Origin of the sequence: Streptomyces sp. NPDC002476 (assembly GCF_042889785.1) — a bacterium.
Lineage (GTDB): Bacteria > Actinomycetota > Actinomycetes > Streptomycetales > Streptomycetaceae > Streptomyces.
In genome coordinates this window covers 84,357-100,433 of record NZ_JBIARH010000023.1, presented here as the reverse complement: position 1 = coordinate 100,433, position 16,077 = coordinate 84,357, and the positions used below count along the sequence as shown (strand labels likewise).

The window sequence follows — 16,077 nt, the reverse complement described above, 5'->3', positions numbered from 1 at the left end:
GCGTCGGGGACTCGTCTGTGCCCGGTGCGCCGCGCGGAAGCAGCCGAGGGAAGCTGTGAGGCCGACGGCTCGGTCGGCCGGCCTTCGGTGAGCTCGTGGATGAGTGCGCTCAGTCCAGCAGGAACTCGCCGATCACGCTCTCCGCGCCCACTGGTCGGTGCACCCTCGGCCCTGGCGGGCCTCCGGCGACCGACGGGAACCGCAGGCGGTCGGGCGACTGCAGCCAAGCGGGGGCGGTAGGGAACAGTGTGGCTGAGGCCAGCGAGGGGCTGAGCGAAACACACGTGACGGGTGCTCCGTTGACTGCGGCCACGTCGTGGCGTGCTTTCGAGGGCTGAGGACGGAGGCACTGGCAGGGGGCCTTTACCGACAGGAGCAAGCGGGCACGCCTGAAGGCCCTGCTCGGAAGCGCTGCCTATCCCTTGCACGACTGCTTTTCCCAACCTGCGGTGCCCGTGGAGCTGCCCGATCGACAGCCTTTCCTACCTGTTAGAGAGCGCGCAGACCTCAAGCCCGTCATGACCAGCGGAGACGCGTTTTTCATCGGGTTCTGACGATCTGGCAGCCAGTTCTCAGCATCCTGCACCCAGTTCCTGAGATCGGGGCATGCAGTTCTGAGAAGCGGGGTGCCCTTGTTGTGAGGACCGTGACCACTGCTGTAGGACCTGAGTTGATTGACGTCACGTACATGAGTAGATGCTGCGACTGGGCGTGCCAGCCGCAGCCATAGATCAGCACCCGGTCGAGGGGCACGCCCTGGAGGCGGGGTTCATACACCTGGCGCTCATGTACGTTAAGTTCATCTAGTCGGCCCCCAGGGCCGTTGCTCATGTACATCACGGCAATGCCCAGCCAGGGAGGGCTCATTGGGAGCGGTACGCAGACTGGTCGACGCCGACACAGGCGAGGCCATCCCCTATGCGCCGTACGCCTTCTCCGGCGAACACATCCAGGTCGACAAGGCCAGGGTCGAAGCGATCACCGAGAGCAAGGAATTCACCCCGAGCCAGAAGTACATGGTGCTGTGGTGGATCGGAGTCTCCCCTCAGGGCATGGCACCGCTGAGGGCAACCGGGGCAGACATCGCCAAGAAGGTCGGAATGACCGCCGATGCCGTCGGCAAGATCAACCGGAAGCTCCTCAAGCGGCGCATCCTGATCGAGCGCGGACGGATCGGCAACTACAGGCTCTACCGGATCAGCCCGTACATCGCCTTCCACGGGCCTGGAATCGAGCAGCGGGAAGCGATCAAGACGTGCAACCCGCCGGACATCCCCGGGTTCGACAACACCATCCCTTCGCTCTGGGAGGCCCAGTGAACAACGAGGACAAGCACAAGCTCCTGGACGTCCTCCACCGCACCGCCGGCATGACCGCCAACCAGCGCCTGGTCGTCATGCTCTACGCGATGCACCCCACCGACCGCGCCGGCGCCGTCATCGAGACCGGCGCCAACCTCGCCAAACTCGTGGGCATGTCCCCGACCGTCTTCTCCCGCACCCGACGCCAGGTCATTGAGGCCGGATGGCTCGAGGAATCCGGCAGGCTCGCACACATCAGCTACTACCGCCTCAGCGCAAAAAGCACCGGCGAAGACGTCGTCATCCCTCTGCGCCGCGCAACCTGAACAGTTCCGACACTCGGGCGGTCATGTACGTGAGGTCAATGAGTGCAGCTCTCAGAACCTGCACTCATTGACCTCACGTACATGACCGCCCGAGTCATGCTTGGGCTTGGCGCACGCTCAGCAAGATGCCGACCGAACGCGGCTGGGACACCGCCGTCGGCACACCTGCGCCCCGTCTCCCGGCCGCCGCCCCCAACTCACCCCTCCTGCAGAAGGCCAGCGAGGCGTAAGGAGCCAGTAGTTCTTCGTGGCTCGCCGGAGGGCGGGTCGGCTGCGCGAGACGCGCACCGCCGCGCTGCCCCGGCCGGCGGCGTCCAGACGCACCGTCCACGGGCGTCCTGGCACCCGCTCGTCCAGCTCGCTCCCCGCAGCCTGTGTCATCCCGGTCCCTCCTCCCGTTCGTGTCCCTGATTGCCGCCCCGCTGCCTGCCGTGTCCGATGGCGCGCGGCGGTGGGCCCACCGTGCGCGGCACCAGGGGCGGAGATTGGTGAACTCGCCATGTAGCGGGCGCCGTGCTTGCCGCTTGCAGCGGAGATCCTGCACAGCTGGTCTATCTGCTGTGGAGTGCGCAGCCAGTGGAGGAGAAGCAGACCGGGTTTTCGATCATGTGCAGGTGCTGCTGGTAGACGCCGTCCCATCCCGCCGCGTCGTACGGATGGATGATCACGGGCTGTTCGGCGGCCATGCCCTGTGGGGCTGTCGTGATGTAGGGGAAACAGTGGCGGGCGGCGACGGTCCTCAGGTCTGTCCGCGGTGGGAAGGCCACCGATGGGTTCACCCACAGGCGGGCGATGCCGTCGACGTCTCCGTCCAGCGCAAGGAACTCGTGCTCGACGAGCCATGCGACCACCGCACGCAGGCGGGGGACGGAGACGCCCAGTTCATCGGCCCAGCAGGCGAACTTGAACGGGACCGGTTCGCTGCCTGTGAGCCGGACGGACAGGATGTCCAGCACATCCCGGCAGGTCCCGTCGTTACGCGGGGGCTTCTTCCCGTCAGCGGCCCGGCTCTGCATGTGGTGCAGGAAGCGGGCGGCCATTCCTGCCGGTCCGGTGATGACGCCGAAGTCGCACGTGCAGCTGGTCATACCCGGCACAACGCTCCGACGTTCGCGTAGTGCCTCCTGCGGAGCGAAGACTCACCCGGACAGGCGCTCTGCCGTTGCGTGGAGAGGCGTCTGTGGAGGCGGGCGGCAGTTCGGGGCCGAGTCAGTAGTGCTCCTCCCGCCCGGCCCCCGGAAGACCAGCCCCACCGCGTGCACCGCCGCGTCGGCCGCGCCCGCGCCGCGCGCACAAGGGCCCGTTCAAGGGTGACTGGGCGCTACGTGGCGGGCGTAGGGTTGTTGGCCGCGATCTGGTCATCCAACCAGATGACAGCGGACGGGTCGCCCTGACCGCGGGTGGACGCCAGGTTCCCCAGAGCCTCAGAGATGGCCCGGCCGACCCGCCGTCCGATGCCTCGTTCCAGTTCGGTGTAGAGGATGCCCTGCACCTCGAAGCACCAGTCCAGAATCGCAGCGAGGGATGAGCCCCCGAGGGGAACGGTGACGACGCCGTCGGCGCTGGTGGTGATCTCGTCACCGGTGGCCGGACGGAATGCTCCGGGGTGCCTCCTGATCTGCTGCTTGTGCTGCTGCTTCACCGCTTCCTGCAAGTAGTCCCAGGTGGTGGTGTGGCAGCGGACCCGGATCACGCCGATACCAGCCGCTTTTGCCACTTCGTCGGTGTGACCACGCTTCCCGGGCCAGACGGCCACATTGGTCGGCTCAGCCTGTACGGGAACGTTGCGGGTATCACCGTTGCCGCGCCGCTTGCCAAGAATGCCCACGAGGTCTCTCCTTCAAGATGCGATCACCTGTGACCCTGAGTGCCCGGTGGGTCACCGTGTCAGTATGGCGCGGTCAATCGGCGGCGGAGAGATTCCGAAAAGTCTGTCCAGCAGCGGAGAGGAGGCGGCCGCCCGGCCGCGCACCCGCTGAGCCGCCGCCCCCTGCGCGCCCCGGGCCCGAGCGGGCACAGGGCGCGCACCTCATAAGGCGCAGCCGCCGCCGGTCGTGGGCATCCGGCTACCCGTGGCGGGCAGTTCCCCCATCGCGGAAGCGGTAGAGCGGCAGACCGCCGCGATGCGGGAACTGTCCCGCCGGGCCTTCCGCGAGCCCGACACCATCCCCGACGACACGCTGGCCCCGATCGAGCAGGCCCGCGCACAGCGCCACCGCCAGGCCGCGGCGACCGAGGCCGCTGCCCTGCGACGGGCCTGCGCCGAACGCGCCGCCCGGACCGCCCGGAAGGGGCAGGCCACGGACAGCGCGATCGGCAGGACGGCGAGGGCATCACAGCTGGGGCGTACGGCCTGAGTTGAGCCGAGAGGCGATCTGGTTGGTGAACTCGGCTGGTGACACGATGTGTTGGCAGGACGGGATGGGGGCGTTTGTGCGCACGGACAGGCGACGGATTCAGACGGCGGTGCTCGGCGGGGCGGACTCGGATGAGCCGTTGATGCTGCCGATGGAAGCGATCGAGTTGGATGCATTCCGCCGTTCTCATGAGGATGACACCTTCTGGTGCGGGATTCTGCTCGGTGGCTGCGGCGGGCAGTTGACCACGAAGCTGTACACGGACCGGGCCTGTCATTTCGCCCATCACCCGGATCCGGACGGGCTGCCGCACGTGTGTGGGCGTCGCTCCCGCGGCGTGGACAGCGCGGACCATCTCTATGTGCGGTCGGCGGCCTCGGCCTGGCTCGCCGGCCGCGGGGAGCAGGCGACCTTCGAGTACACCCGCACCGAAGGGGCGCCGATCGGGTCCATCGTGGATGTGCGCTGGCAGCACGGCGCTCTGCGGGTGCATCTGGACCAAGCGGTGACACCGGTGTGGGACGACGGTGTCGAGCCCGTCCTCGGGACGATGGTGCCGGTCGACCGCGACACACTGATCCGCCGCTGGTACGTGCACCGGATCCGCCTGAACAGCGTGGGCACCGCGCGCCACGTGCAGATCGGGACCGAGGCGTTCGCCCGGCCGATCGAATGGTTCGCTCTGGACGAGTGCGAGATGACGGAGCGCGGGTTGTCGACGCCGGCCATTGAGAAGATCGTTCAGGCCCGCACAGCGCCGCGTCCTTCGCTGTGGTCGCCTGGCAAGGCGAGGAAGGTGCCGGAGCCGGAGGCACGCGCCCAGGCCCTGCTGCGCCGGCTGGTGTATGCGCGTCGGATCGAGTCCGTGCCCGTGGTGAAGCAGGTGTGCGGGGACATCGAGGATCTGACCGGTGTGGACGAGGAGCTCCAGGAGCAGCTCGAGGCTGCTGTTCGCCACGCGAGGATCTGGCTGGTCGAGCAGGACGAGGCGCGCCGCAAGGTGTTCGACCACCTGAACAGGGCAGTGGATGAACAGAAGCCCGGGCGGGTGCGCAGGCTTCTGATGCGCGTCAACGCGACGGCAGCTGAGGATCGTACGGACGCCGAATCCGCCGTCTACGAGCGGGCGACCACGTACTTCGACAGCCTGGACGACCTCACGCGGGACGCGGTCGAAGCGGAAGCTGACACTGAGAAGGAGGCGCACAAGGCTGCGGCTCGCGTCCGCAGTGCCCTCCAACGCCTTCGCGGGTACGACGCGTACACGCCCGACCTGAGCCCTCGGGTGGGGGAGCTTGTGAGGTCCGCGGCCTTGGCCGGAGAACTGCTGACCCGTGGCGAAGCGCGGCGTGTAGAGGTCTGGAAGAAGCGGGCGGCAAGGGGGCCGCAGGAGCAGCTTCACGTGGCGCGGCGGTACTGGATCCAGCGGAGCTGTCCGCGCTGCAACGCGGAGCAGGGCAAGGACTGCGTGCTGGCCGAGGGGCCCAACAGCGGGAAGCCACGCAAAGGCGGCCACAACGAGCGGCTGCAGCTGATCCTGGACGAGCGGAAAGCCGCACAAAAGATGGCCCGGCAACAGAAAAAGGCGCGGCAAGAGGTCGAGGCTCCTGCCGCACCGATGCAGCCGGTCCCGGAGGATGAAGCCAGCCCCAGACGTCCGCTCCAGGAGCGGCGGCCAAAGTCCGGCCGGGGCCAGGCGCGTGAGGCGAGGATGAAGGCCGCGGCCCGACTGCACCACCAGGTGCCACGCGGCGACTGGTACCGAATGTTGTGCCCGCGATGCCACGCCGACCCCGGCAAACTGTGCGAGAACGACGATCGCGTCGGCCCCAGCGCGAAGCGACAGCTTCCTCACGACGAACGCCTGCGCCGCGTCCTGCAGAGCGGCGACCGAATTGGCCCCGGCGAGCAGCAGAAGGGCGCCCGCGACGAACGCCAGCACCAGGCTCCGCCGCCTGCCCGGGCTAAGGCCCGACCTCCTCGGCCGCGCAGGAGAGAGCGGGAACCGCAAGAGACCGCGGGCTCGGCAGCGCGGACCTGGCATGCGAAGGAGGTCACCTGCCCGAAGTGCCAGGCCGGCCCGAACTCCCCCTGCACGCCCCACACCCTCCACCATGAACGGGTGGAGTGGGCGAAGGAGTTCACCCGCAAACTGTGGGGCTGAGGTACCCGCCGCCAGGCCAACGCGGTGCTGGACCGTTTCCAACGGAAACGCTCCACTGGAGGAGACCGATCAACCCGATCAAGAAGGTAGAGCGGCCTGACCCGACGCTGCCCATTCTCAGGGCGACCGGCGACTGCTCGGTGGCGCCCGTCGGCGGCGAGGCCAGCTCTGCCCCGGGGCGGCGGTTGCCCTGTCAGCTCTCCGCCCGCGCCCCTGCACCGTGGCCGTAGGTCCGAGAGCCGGGATCCGGTGCTGCGGGGCGGTGGCCGAGCACTCCGCGGGCGCGCATGTCGGCGAGCGAGTCGAGGTCGGGGCGGTACAGGGTGCCCCCGTCCAGATCCGCGTCGGCCGCCTGGACCCGGGGACGAACGGGACCGGGAACGTCGGCGTTCGCCTCGGCGGGGGAGCGGTGTTCGGCGGGGCCGGGGCCCAACCGGCGGCGGGTCGTCATGTTCCCCCCATCGTACGGACCACCGCCGATGAGGCCGTCGCCACGTTCTGCAACCACCGCATATACCTGTCCTCAGGGACCGGCGGACCGGAATCCGGAAGACCGGCCACGGCCCCAACCCTCGCCCCTACCGTGAAGGCATGACACGCGAGGTATGGGTGACCACCCAGGACGGGACGGTGTTCCCCGCACCGCAGATCGGCGGCGGCTACACCTACGGGTACGCAGGCGGCGGCCCGATCGCGCTGGCCAGGCTCATCGGCCTGCTCCTGGACGACATCACCCATACGGCCCCCGGCTACGACGGACAACTACCGTCGGCCGGCCTGCGGCACGCCGTCGAACAGGGTTGGAAGGGCCGCACCCCTCCTTTCACTCTGACCCGGGCGGAACTCGAAGCGCTGCGCGACGGGTGATTCAGGAAAGCTGACACCACCTTCACACCGGAGCCGATGGGCGGGCCAGGAAGTGACTGCGTCGCGGGCTCACTCGGACGGCTGCTGTGCCTCACGCCGGAGAGGGTAGGTGAGCGGGAGGACAACGCCGACCTCGTCATCCTCCTGCACCGCGAGGACGCCTACGAGAAGGACACACCCCGCGCCGGTGAAGCCGACCTTCTCGTCGCCAAACACCGCTACGGCCCTACAGCGAAACTCACCATCGCCCATCAAGCGATGTACGGGCGCTTCGTCGACATGGCACGTGACTGACCCCGCCGCCTGTAGGGTCTCAGATTTCGTGGCCAAATCTCACGGTCGATGGCCAAGCGATGGCAGATCTGACACGAGTTTGAGATTGGCAGGTCAGGCCCTTCACTCATATGGGTGAGCGGGGTCTGATGCCGCCCCGCTACGAAATCTGCGCCGACGACTGGCCGGAACCCGGAGAGGCGTTCAAGGCTCACCGGCGGCTCCGCGCGGTCAACGGCGGCAGCGACGACGAACAGGAGGCGTGATGCAGAGCAGTGCGGAGAACATCGATGTTGTGCTCAGGATCGTGGACACCATGGTCGCCTACCGGAAGGCGCACGGCGGCCTACCTGCTGACACGGACGGCCTTGAGAACATGGCCGTGGCGATCGTCGAGGCCCTGGAGCGCGATGACTTCCGCATCGTGGACGTCTTGAACGGCAGCCGGACCGAGACGCCCACACCCGAACCGGCCTGACGGCACGGCAGCGGGGCGCCAGCCACTCCGGCCAGCGCCCCGCTTGCGTTCTGCACTCCGTCAGCTGGTGGTTAGCCAGCGAGCTGACGAGCCAGCAAGCCAGCCGTCCCGAGGATTCGGACACGATCGTGAGACTGGACAGCTGGCCAAGCCGTGAGACACGACGACAACTACCAGGTCACGGCACCGCCGCTGGCCATGGGCGGCGAGACCCTACACGCCCACGACGATGCTCGCTTCACACCCCATCGGGCGTGCGCAGCCCGATCCCACGAGCCCGGAGTCCCCGTGACCTACCGCATGACACCTGCCAACCTCGAAGCCCTGAAACGGGAAGCAGAAGCGATCAGCCACGCGCTCGTAGCTCGCGGTCAGTCAGACGGGCCGCGCACCGACGTAGGTGCCGTCTTCGAGCTCATTGGGTCTGCTCAGGCCCACCTGGAGGAGGTCCGCGCCGGCTACTACGAGGACGAACGGGAACGTGCACATCTTGACCTGGCGGCCGCCTACGCATCCCTGGCCAAAGCAGGTGCGCGCGCCATCGCCACCAGGATGGACATCGCAGATCCGCCCGAGTAGGTCATCCGCGAGGCCTCGGACCGTCAGGCCGAGACCCTCCATCTGGGCCGACCACGCCAGCCCCTCACACCACGGCAAACGTGGACGCGGGCTCGATCACCAACTCCGCGACGGGTAAGGGCACCCCGCCCAGGGGCGAGCCGCCGGTCTCCCCGCTGGTATTCCGCCCAGGGGTGAGCTGCCCCGGGAGAGGACGGCGCGGAGCACTTCTCCGCCTCGGCTGAACTCTTGTGCGGGGCCGCTGGCCTGTCAGCGGGGCCCATAAGGTCCGGGCCATGGAGAACCCGACCAGCCACCCGGGCCGTGATCAGTTACGGCCACAACCGAGCGAAGCCACACGGGAGGAGACGGAGGTCACCTCCCGGTACGCCACGGAGGCCGAACTGGAGGCCCTGGGGTACAAGGGCGACGTCATCGTCCTGCAGATCGTCCGCACCACGTTCAGGGCCGATGGCACACCCATCGGCAAGACTCTGACCATCCAAGGCGGGAGCACAGCCCTCATGCTGCGCTTGGACCCAGAGGAGGCGGAGGACGAGGAGGCGCACACGGTCCCTTGCACGCCGACCGTGCCAACGCCCCGAGGCCCGGCCCGCAAGACCGTGCGGACGTACCTCATCGGCGTGGAAGGCTCCCCGACGACCAAGATCGGGAAGACCACCACCACCCTCAAGTCCCGTATGGCGCAGCTCCAGACCAGCCAGCCCGCTGCCCTTCTTCCGCTTCTGGACGTAGAGGGCGACTACGAGAGTGCCCTCCACGAGAGGTTCGCGGATCACCGGGTGAGGGGAGAGTGGTTCGACCTGACGCCTCTCGGCCATCCCGCCACAGTTGTCATAGACGCGCTGGTGGAGTTGGGGCTCGATATCCGGCCCAAACTCCAGGACGGGTAGAGCGATTCCCGCCCGACGTCACCACCGGCTTGGCGCCGGGCCTGGGCGTATCCCACTCGGCCTGCACACCTGTGGGGGTGAAGGCCGTCGGCCGGAACGAGCGTGCGCACGCGAGGTCCTGGCCGTCGACGGCCAGGACGCCGCTGCAGCGGGCTGGGCTCTCAATCGAGCGACCCCAGTGCCGCACCATGCTTGCTGACCGCCGACTGTGTGCGGCCGGAGCGGAGCGCCTCGCGCCCGTTCCCGCGATTCAGATCCGCTCGTTAAGGCTGAGCGAGTGAACACGGCGTGAGTTCGCGCCAGCAGTTCGCAAGATGGCCGCAGGCCGCCGCGGCGAGACCCTACGCCGCCACCAACACGAGGAGACAAACTTATGACGGGCACCGAGCCGTGGCGCACGCTCTGGGAAGAGTACGAGGAACCCGAGAGCCGCAGCGTCGTCGGAGACGCCTGTAACGGTATCCGGCTTATCACCGAGGATCCCGCCCCGGAACCTGCGGACACGATCGCCCTCGCCATCGCCGGAGCGGAAGCAGCCGAGGGCATCCGTGACGTTCTGGAATCCGACTGGGCTCTCTATACCCCGCAGCAGGCTGCCGTCGTCGCCTCCGCGTTGTTCGCTCAGCTGAGCGCGGCGGCGGAGGCCTTCGCGTCGCTCCGCCGCCTGATCCAGCACGCTGAAGCCCGCCGCGAGACCGCGTTCACCACTGAAGCAGCGGACGGTCTGACGCACGCCGCCGCAGCCGTCGCTTTCACCCGCAACTTCGCTCCCGGTGTCGTGGGCGCCCTCAACGCGTGCCCGGACCTCACCCGTCTCCCCGGCGACGCACACGAAACCCTCGCCGCCGTCGCCGCCCTCCTCGGGCCCGCAGCCAAGGTGACTGAGTACCACGGCCCTGGTGAATACAGCGAGGACGACAGCGGGTTCGGGTGCGGTTGCGCTATCAGCTTCGAGCACCAGGGCCAGGTGTGGGACTTCCACCGGGGCGACTCCGGCTGGAATCTCGTCCGCGAGCAGGACGGCAAGGTGTTGGAGGACGGCAGCACCGTCTACACCGGATGGCACGATCTAGGGCCGTACGACACCACGGCGCACCCCCAACACCTCGTAACTCTGATCCAGGCCAGGCTCGACGAGATCTCCTGACCAGGAAGGCAAGAACAGTGCAGACGCGGCGCGCGAACCTCAACATCGGCGACGAACCGATCAAAGACATCCGCTTCACCTGGGGCAGCGACTACCCCAAGGACAGGCGCCACATCGAAGGCTGGGGAACCGCAGTCGAAGTCCCCGCGGTCCTCGCCCTCCTGGACAAAGTCGTCGCCAGCGAACTCACCGCCGAACAGGCCCGTGAACTCCTCGCCAGCCTGGCCGAGAAAGTCGTACTTGCCTGCGATCCGGAGGAAGCCGACCCCGTCCAGCGCGCCACCGCCCGCTGCTTCGGCGACTGCGACGAGTGCGCCGCCCGGAAACCAGACTTCGACCACCGCCTCCACCAGGTACTCGTGCAGCGCGAGCGGTACCGCGACCCGGCTGCCCACCCCTGGGCTGCCACCCGGTCCACACTCCACCGGATCACCTGCCGAGAAATGGAGGAGCTGGGAAGCTCGTGCGGATTCCTGTTCACGGAATCGGGCGAGATCAATTCCGACGAGTACGACCAGCATCTCAAGTGGTTCGTGCACGACGGGCACGGGAGCATCCCCGGCGAGGCCCGTATGGTGCTCGCCCGGCACGAGGCCGCCTCCTGGATCGCGGAACGCACTGGCCCGAAGGGTGGCAAACGCTTCAAGCTGTGCGGAATCTGCCAGCCGGAACGGCCCGACCGCGCCTAACTGATCGTTTCACGATGCTGTCCTGCGGAGATGCTGGCGACCCCTGGAACAATCCCTTCAGCCACAGGCTCAAAGGGGGATGATGCCGCATGACGGGTTGAGGCGTGAGACCTTGTGCTCGGTTACTCCGCGCTTTGAGCGCGGTTGACGAGGCTATGACGGTGGCGAACCCCTCGCTTGAGCGACTGGCGGATGTCGTCGACCTGACCCGGGTTGCACTGCGAGCCGCGATGGAGCAGGCCCGCAGGAACGGCGACGGGAAAAAGGCGAAGGCGCGGCCGTCTGTAGCCTGCGGCCGCGATCGGCGCGCTGGTCACCGAGCGAGCGTGGGAACCGGCCGGCTCCGATCCGAAGCCCGCGGCATGAGGGATGGCGCGCCCGGTGCTGTCCGTGCGTTATTTGTCCCGCCAGAAGCGGTGAGCATGCTCGGTGTCGGCTGCGATGACGTCGGAGAGGCCTTCGGCATCTTCAGGGACGGCCAGGCCAAGGTAAAGGGCCACTTGTTGAAAGGCCTGCGCCATGGCGGGATCGCCTGCGGCCACAAGTACGGACAGCAGAGGCTGGTCACCCGCGGCGGCGTCCTGGTCGACCAGAGTGAGGACCTGGACGCGCTCGGCGGCGGTCATGGACGGCAGTGCCGAGCCGAGCTGACGTTTCAGCCGGTCCCAGCTGGTCGTGCGCTGCTCCCGCGCCGCCTTCTTCAACGCTCCGCGGACTGCGACGGCCGCAGCGCGCAGGGTCTGCGGGTTCACCCCGTCAGCCCCGCCAGACGACTGCCGACCCGGCGTGTCCCGAGGAGCGAGCAGCGCCTTCGCACGGCGACGTTCGGCAACCGAAAGCTTCTCCTGAGCGAGCTCCAGGGCGGCGCTGAGGTTGTTCCTGACCTCAGGGTTCTCGATGGTGGCCGTCTGTCGATCGGAGAACCTGCGGAGAATACCGCGCACCTCACGCACCGCTGCGGAAACGTCCTGCCGCTGTCGGTACTGCTGATCCCTCAGCTCTGCCTGGGGGGTCTGCTCCGGCAGGAGGGAAGAGCGGGAGGGCCTGGTGACTCGCGGCCGTACGAGCGGCAACACCGCCGCCGGTTTTCTCTTCTTGGTGGTCTTCCGCTTCCGGGGCGGCGGGGCCGCTCCGACACCGCGGCGCAGGAGCAAAAGCATCTCATGGGCGCGCCGCATCAGTTCGGTTTCCTCGAAAGTGGCGCTGCTGTGGACGGCGCGCTCCAGCCGGTCCAGGTGCCGCTGGAGCGGTGTGACGCCGGCTTTCTCTGCCAGAGCGGCGCGCAGATTGGAGGCCAGTTCGTCGCGGTTGACCTCCTGCGCCGGTCCAGCGGCGGCAGGACGTGGTGCTGTGCTGTCCTGCGCGGGCTGCCTGCGGGCCCGGGCGCCGATCGGTACCGTCTGTGTGCGTCGGCGGCGGATCTCCGAGGAGGCTTCGGTGCTCAGGCCGTGCGCGGTCAGCTCCACGTGGTCAGCAGTGAGGTCGTACCAGTCCGTGGTGCCGTCTATGCCTTGCGTGCCGATCTGTGTCCGCCGGTGGGCGCCGTCGGAGACGCAGCGCACCCGGTGTACGAACCCGTGCTCGCGCAGGATCCGGGGATCAGGCTCGACGTTCATCCCGTAAACCACACCCGTAGCGCTCTGGTCGGAGGGGGATAGTGCGGTCTCGTCGAGGACGAAGCGGACCGGCGGGTGGCCGGTGGGCTCCGCTGTGACCTGGGCTCCCAGACGGATCCTTCCGCTTGGATCCCGCGGAATGAGGATGCCGCCGGTGATGTTGCGGCCGGCCATCCAATCGGCTACGGCGGCTTTGATGTAGAGGTGGTCGGCGCTGCCCGTGCCAGCAGTCTTGGAGTTCTTCCTGCGGCAAGGGGAGCCCAAGGCGTTGGGATCAGCCTTGTGCGCGAAGTGACATACCTTGTCCTCGCACAGCTTTGTGATGAGCTCTCCCCCGCATCCTCCGAGCCACGTCCCGCACCAGAAGGTGCGCTCAGAGTGGTCACGGCGGAACAGCAGCAGCTCCGGCGCCAGGGTGGGGCACTCCACCGGGTCTTCGGAATCAGCGTTATCGAGCACTGCCGTCTGCACAAGACGGGGATCCCTGACCATCCTGCCTCCGGTTCAAAGACCGTTCACAACCTGGCAACTGAGATTAGGACAAACCACCGACACAGCGGGGTGGAACGACTACGAGAACGAAAAAGCTCGAGGCATCGCCTGTATCTGGTAAGCAAGTGACATGCCGAAGTCACGGAAGCGCCGCACAGCACGGCCCCGGGATCTGCGTAAGAATCTTCGCCGTCGCCTCGCGGCCCCCTTGAGCGAGCCGCGACCGAAGCACCCCAGCTACGGACAGGTCTGCCCCGACGACGTCCTGATCGATGAGTTCGGTGAGGAAGGCGCAGCCTGGCTGCAGGAGGAGTACGGCCGTCCTCTGACACTTGCAGAGTTCAGCCTGGAACACAGCATCCGCACGGACGACTTTCTGCTGGACGACCCGTTCACAGGGCCGAAGATCACCACCGCCGAAAAGATCAGCAAGATGATCGAGATGACAGCCGACGTCATCCTGGCGATGGCCGAACAACAGGGCGTGCTCAGCACGGAACAAGCCCGCGAGGTCGCGGACATCAAAGCCATGCCCCGCGCCGACCACGCGGCTGAGGGTGCCGACGTCGTACGCGCCGCCTTCGATACGGGAGGGATTTTCCTCAACGACCGCGGCAGGTGGGACTTCAGCGAATAGGCCAGCAGGGACTGGCGGACCGAAATCCGGAAGACCGGCCACGGACCCGATCCCGCCCCTACCGTGATGACATGACGCACGACCACCTCACCACGGCCACAGCCACGCTGACCGCCCGGGCCGAGTACCACACCGACTGGCACGTCTGCATCGACGACCCCGCCCGCGGCCCCCTCGGCTACTGCACCGGCACCGGACCCGACGAACCGTTCGACCCGGACGCCGCCAACCGGGTCCTGGAGCAGGGCGGCTGGCGTGTCACCGGTCCCTGGACGGTTCTGGTGTATCTGCTGGGCGGACAGGGGGCCATCTACGAGCGGTCGGCGAGCCCGAAGTGGGTGATGCGAGTGCTCCGCAGACCGCCTTCCTCCAGGGCTTGTGCTTCCCGCGCATCGCGGACGAACACCTGGTGGTAGGCCAGCTGGGGGGAGAGTGGAAGCAGCTCCGGGCAGGGTCGCACGATTCCGTACAGGCGGTTGAAGGCGTGGACCGGGACTCCGTAGGCGAAGCTCGCCGCGACCCCGCCGCCCTCAGGAATCCGGACCCGAAGCGCTTCGTGCTTCCACGCGGCGTCGAAGACGGCCCTGAACAGCTCTTCCACCTGAGAGCGGGACAGCCGCGCCCACCATGCCTCTGCTGCGGCGTGTGCCCGCAGCTCCAGTTCCCGCATGGCGGCCCGCTGCTGGGCCTCGCGCTCCTGCGCCAGCGCGAACTCCCGGGCCCGGCGCTCCCGGGCCTCCGCCCGATGGCGGGCAATCTCTTCGTCGCGCTGCGCCCGGGCCCGGCGGTCGTCTGTCTTCTGCTCGCGCTTCCGTACCTCCTTCTGGTTTCTGATCTCCTGGCGCCTCTTCTGGGCCTTCTGGCCCGCCGGCGATGCCAGCCAGGCCTTGCGGCGTGCCCGGGACGCGTCTTCCAGTTCCTGCCTCCGGGCCTCACGCTGCCGAGCGGCCTCCTCGCGCTGACGCCGTTCCCGTTCGTGTGAGCTCTGCGCCTCGGCGGACTGACGGGACGTCCACCACAGATCACGAAGGAACCAGCGGCTCTCACCGTCAACAGGCCGCAACACCTGGCGGTGGCGCGGCAGGCTCCGGCACGGACGCAGTTGTCCGCGTAGTACCCACCTCACGAACTGGGCGAGCTCCGCCTCCTGGAAGAACCACCTGCCGGAGTCGAAGCCCCCGAGCCCGTCGTCCACGACCCAGTGTTCGCCGTCCTCCTCGGGCGCCCGCACCCGGACGGAGGGAACGGACCCCAGCCACACCGGCGGCCGCTTGTGGGAAGAGACCCAGCACACCATGACCCCCTCGGCCGCATACCGGTCGGTCCGCGCCTGGATGTCCTCCACCGTGATCGGGGAGAGCTGCGCCTCCCACGCCATCCGCCGCTCGCCGTCGGGCGAGGCCGCCATCACGTCGGCCCGCCACGAGCCGTCGGCCGCCGCGACCTCAAGCTCGGCGAACCAGCCGGCCGCGCGGATAGCCCCGGCCATCTCCAGCTTGAGCATGTGGTGTTCCCAGGACTCGTTCGCCAGGGAGCACTCCGGCGGCCGCCCGCCGTCATGGCAGAAGAACCGCACCCGGCTCGGCGAGTGCTTGGCGTGCACGCCCCACGCGCATTCGGGGCAGGTGAGGGCGACGCGGGGCGAGACCTTGTAGACCCGGGACCACTCCAGGCCGGCCCCGAGACCGGGCTGGGTGGCGTCAAGGCGGCCAACTTCGGGGTGGAGAGCAACGAAAGGCATGAAAATCGCACCTCCTGCATGATCTGGCTCGTATGGCGGTGGCCTTGAACCGCAGATGTGAGTGCATCCCGTCATCTTCTCGTCGGCCCACGAGGGCTGACTGGCGTCTTCGTCAGTTTCCGGCGCCGACCATCACCAGGCGTGCCGCGATGCTGTCCGGATGCGGATGGCAAAAGATCCGCCTCCGCGGAATCGACGGGCAAGGAAGGGGCGGCGGCGGGGCGGGGGACCTGTACGTCACCGTGCACATCCACGGCTGATTCGCCGCGCTGCGGATCCCAAACCTCCGAGCCCTGGTGTCATTCGTCGGGCGTGGTGTTGACGGCCCCGCATGCCCAGCAGTTCCATTCGCCGGGTAACTCGTAGTGCGTTGTCGTCCAAAACCCCTTGGGACGGCCCTGGATGAAGTTGGTTTCCCAGCAGCTCCAGCACTCGAACTCGAAGTCCTCCATGATCCCAGGATGGTTCCCCGGAGGACCGGCCAGGAACCGATTGCCGAGTTCTGGCGAACTGCGCG

At 67.9% G+C, this 16,077-nt stretch carries 19 protein-coding genes and 1 pseudogene; 14 read left to right on the top strand and 6 right to left on the bottom strand.

What is annotated here, in order from left to right; genetic code table 11:
- The first annotated feature begins 866 nt into the window (after positions 1 to 866).
- Entirely contained in the window at positions 867 to 1,319 is a 453-nt protein-coding gene (locus ACFYXM_RS24465; RefSeq protein WP_266773455.1) for a MarR family transcriptional regulator, read from the top strand.
- Positions 1,320 to 1,369: 50 nt separating this feature from the next.
- The gene (locus ACFYXM_RS24460) at positions 1,370 to 1,627 is read left to right on the top strand and encodes a replication initiation protein, RepL2 (protein WP_389292376.1); all 258 of its coding nucleotides are present in this window, start codon (positions 1,370 to 1,372) and stop codon (positions 1,625 to 1,627) included.
- A gap of 551 nt (positions 1,628 to 2,178) precedes the next feature.
- On the opposite strand, the gene ACFYXM_RS24455 is transcribed toward ACFYXM_RS24460, so the two are convergent.
- Positions 2,179 to 2,715, bottom strand: a complete 537-nt coding sequence (locus ACFYXM_RS24455; protein WP_351518088.1) for a hypothetical protein — start codon at positions 2,713 to 2,715, stop codon at positions 2,179 to 2,181.
- Between the two features lie 233 nt (positions 2,716 to 2,948).
- Positions 2,949 to 3,455 (bottom strand): hypothetical protein, encoded by a 507-nt coding sequence (locus ACFYXM_RS24450; RefSeq protein ID WP_351518087.1) that lies wholly within the window; start codon positions 3,453 to 3,455, stop codon positions 2,949 to 2,951.
- A 244-nt stretch (positions 3,456 to 3,699) separates the two neighbouring features.
- On the opposite strand from ACFYXM_RS24450, the gene ACFYXM_RS24445 reads away from it, so the two are divergent.
- Positions 3,700 to 3,984, top strand: a complete 285-nt coding sequence (locus tag ACFYXM_RS24445; RefSeq protein ID WP_389292328.1) for a hypothetical protein — start codon at positions 3,700 to 3,702, stop codon at positions 3,982 to 3,984.
- Positions 3,985 to 4,093: 109 nt separating this feature from the next.
- Positions 4,094 to 6,148, top strand: a complete 2,055-nt coding sequence (locus ACFYXM_RS24440) for a hypothetical protein (RefSeq protein ID WP_389292326.1) — start codon at positions 4,094 to 4,096, stop codon at positions 6,146 to 6,148.
- A 193-nt stretch (positions 6,149 to 6,341) separates the two neighbouring features.
- Here the strand turns inward: ACFYXM_RS24440 and ACFYXM_RS24435 are convergent, their stop codons facing one another.
- The gene (locus tag ACFYXM_RS24435; RefSeq protein ID WP_351518084.1) at positions 6,342 to 6,599 is read right to left on the bottom strand and encodes a hypothetical protein; all 258 of its coding nucleotides are present in this window, start codon (positions 6,597 to 6,599) and stop codon (positions 6,342 to 6,344) included.
- Positions 6,600 to 6,739: 140 nt separating this feature from the next.
- Between ACFYXM_RS24435 and ACFYXM_RS24430 the strand changes: the two genes are divergently transcribed.
- From ACFYXM_RS24430 to ACFYXM_RS24395, 8 genes and pseudogenes are all read left to right on the top strand, one after another.
- Positions 6,740 to 7,015 (top strand): hypothetical protein, encoded by a 276-nt coding sequence (locus ACFYXM_RS24430; protein WP_351518083.1) that lies wholly within the window; start codon positions 6,740 to 6,742, stop codon positions 7,013 to 7,015.
- 108 nt (positions 7,016 to 7,123) lie between these two features.
- Positions 7,124 to 7,309: pseudogene (locus ACFYXM_RS24425) on the top strand (DnaB-like helicase C-terminal domain-containing protein); the annotation flags it as partial.
- Between the two features lie 110 nt (positions 7,310 to 7,419).
- Positions 7,420 to 7,554 (top strand): hypothetical protein, encoded by a 135-nt coding sequence (locus ACFYXM_RS24420; RefSeq protein ID WP_389292324.1) that lies wholly within the window; start codon positions 7,420 to 7,422, stop codon positions 7,552 to 7,554.
- Positions 7,554 to 7,766: a hypothetical protein gene (locus ACFYXM_RS24415; protein WP_355907492.1), complete on the top strand. Its 213-nt coding sequence runs from the start codon at positions 7,554 to 7,556 to the stop codon at positions 7,764 to 7,766. Before ACFYXM_RS24420 ends, ACFYXM_RS24415 begins: the two co-directional genes overlap by 1 nt.
- Before the next feature lie 288 nt (positions 7,767 to 8,054).
- Positions 8,055 to 8,345 (top strand): hypothetical protein, encoded by a 291-nt coding sequence (locus ACFYXM_RS24410; RefSeq protein ID WP_389292322.1) that lies wholly within the window; start codon positions 8,055 to 8,057, stop codon positions 8,343 to 8,345.
- 275 nt (positions 8,346 to 8,620) lie between these two features.
- The gene (locus ACFYXM_RS24405) at positions 8,621 to 9,238 is read left to right on the top strand and encodes a GIY-YIG nuclease family protein (protein ID WP_389292321.1); all 618 of its coding nucleotides are present in this window, start codon (positions 8,621 to 8,623) and stop codon (positions 9,236 to 9,238) included.
- A gap of 373 nt (positions 9,239 to 9,611) precedes the next feature.
- Positions 9,612 to 10,385 (top strand): hypothetical protein, encoded by a 774-nt coding sequence (locus ACFYXM_RS24400; protein ID WP_389292319.1) that lies wholly within the window; start codon positions 9,612 to 9,614, stop codon positions 10,383 to 10,385.
- Between the two features lie 17 nt (positions 10,386 to 10,402).
- Positions 10,403 to 11,074, top strand: coding sequence for a hypothetical protein (locus ACFYXM_RS24395; protein WP_389292318.1), 672 nt, complete (start codon positions 10,403 to 10,405; stop codon positions 11,072 to 11,074).
- A 395-nt stretch (positions 11,075 to 11,469) separates the two neighbouring features.
- Here the strand turns inward: ACFYXM_RS24395 and ACFYXM_RS24390 are convergent, their stop codons facing one another.
- Positions 11,470 to 13,161, bottom strand: a complete 1,692-nt coding sequence (locus ACFYXM_RS24390; RefSeq protein WP_389292317.1) for a hypothetical protein — start codon at positions 13,159 to 13,161, stop codon at positions 11,470 to 11,472.
- 229 nt (positions 13,162 to 13,390) lie between these two features.
- On the opposite strand from ACFYXM_RS24390, the gene ACFYXM_RS24385 reads away from it, so the two are divergent.
- Together ACFYXM_RS24385 and ACFYXM_RS24380 are read left to right on the top strand one after the other, a co-directional pair.
- Positions 13,391 to 13,819, top strand: coding sequence for a hypothetical protein (locus ACFYXM_RS24385; protein WP_389292315.1), 429 nt, complete (start codon positions 13,391 to 13,393; stop codon positions 13,817 to 13,819).
- A gap of 71 nt (positions 13,820 to 13,890) precedes the next feature.
- Positions 13,891 to 14,235, top strand: a complete 345-nt coding sequence (locus ACFYXM_RS24380; protein ID WP_389292314.1) for a hypothetical protein — start codon at positions 13,891 to 13,893, stop codon at positions 14,233 to 14,235.
- Here ACFYXM_RS24380 and ACFYXM_RS24375 read toward each other — a convergent pair.
- Positions 14,130 to 15,560, bottom strand: coding sequence for a competence protein CoiA family protein (locus ACFYXM_RS24375; protein WP_389292312.1), 1,431 nt, complete (start codon positions 15,558 to 15,560; stop codon positions 14,130 to 14,132). The genes ACFYXM_RS24380 and ACFYXM_RS24375 overlap by 106 nt on opposite strands.
- Positions 15,561 to 15,859: 299 nt before the next feature.
- Complete coding sequence (locus ACFYXM_RS24370; RefSeq protein ID WP_384422963.1) at positions 15,860 to 16,012, bottom strand: hypothetical protein; 153 nt, start codon at positions 16,010 to 16,012, stop codon at positions 15,860 to 15,862.
- Positions 16,013 to 16,077: the final 65 nt, after the last annotated feature.

Coding starts and splice junctions, on each gene's coding strand:
- ACFYXM_RS24460 (WP_389292376.1), top strand. CDS start 1,370: ATGACCGCCAACCAGCGCCTGGTCGTCATGCTCTACGCGATGCACCCC.
- ACFYXM_RS24455 (WP_351518088.1), bottom strand. CDS start 2,715: ATGACCAGCTGCACGTGCGACTTCGGCGTCATCACCGGACCGGCAGGA.
- ACFYXM_RS24435 (WP_351518084.1), bottom strand. CDS start 6,599: ATGACGACCCGCCGCCGGTTGGGCCCCGGCCCCGCCGAACACCGCTCC.
- ACFYXM_RS24430 (WP_351518083.1), top strand. CDS start 6,740: ATGACACGCGAGGTATGGGTGACCACCCAGGACGGGACGGTGTTCCCC.
- ACFYXM_RS24420 (WP_389292324.1), top strand. CDS start 7,420: ATGGGTGAGCGGGGTCTGATGCCGCCCCGCTACGAAATCTGCGCCGAC.
- ACFYXM_RS24415 (WP_355907492.1), top strand. CDS start 7,554: ATGCAGAGCAGTGCGGAGAACATCGATGTTGTGCTCAGGATCGTGGAC.
- ACFYXM_RS24405 (WP_389292321.1), top strand. CDS start 8,621: ATGGAGAACCCGACCAGCCACCCGGGCCGTGATCAGTTACGGCCACAA.
- ACFYXM_RS24400 (WP_389292319.1), top strand. CDS start 9,612: ATGACGGGCACCGAGCCGTGGCGCACGCTCTGGGAAGAGTACGAGGAA.
- ACFYXM_RS24380 (WP_389292314.1), top strand. CDS start 13,891: ATGACGCACGACCACCTCACCACGGCCACAGCCACGCTGACCGCCCGG.
- ACFYXM_RS24375 (WP_389292312.1), bottom strand. CDS start 15,560: ATGCCTTTCGTTGCTCTCCACCCCGAAGTTGGCCGCCTTGACGCCACC.
- ACFYXM_RS24370 (WP_384422963.1), bottom strand. CDS start 16,012: ATGGAGGACTTCGAGTTCGAGTGCTGGAGCTGCTGGGAAACCAACTTC.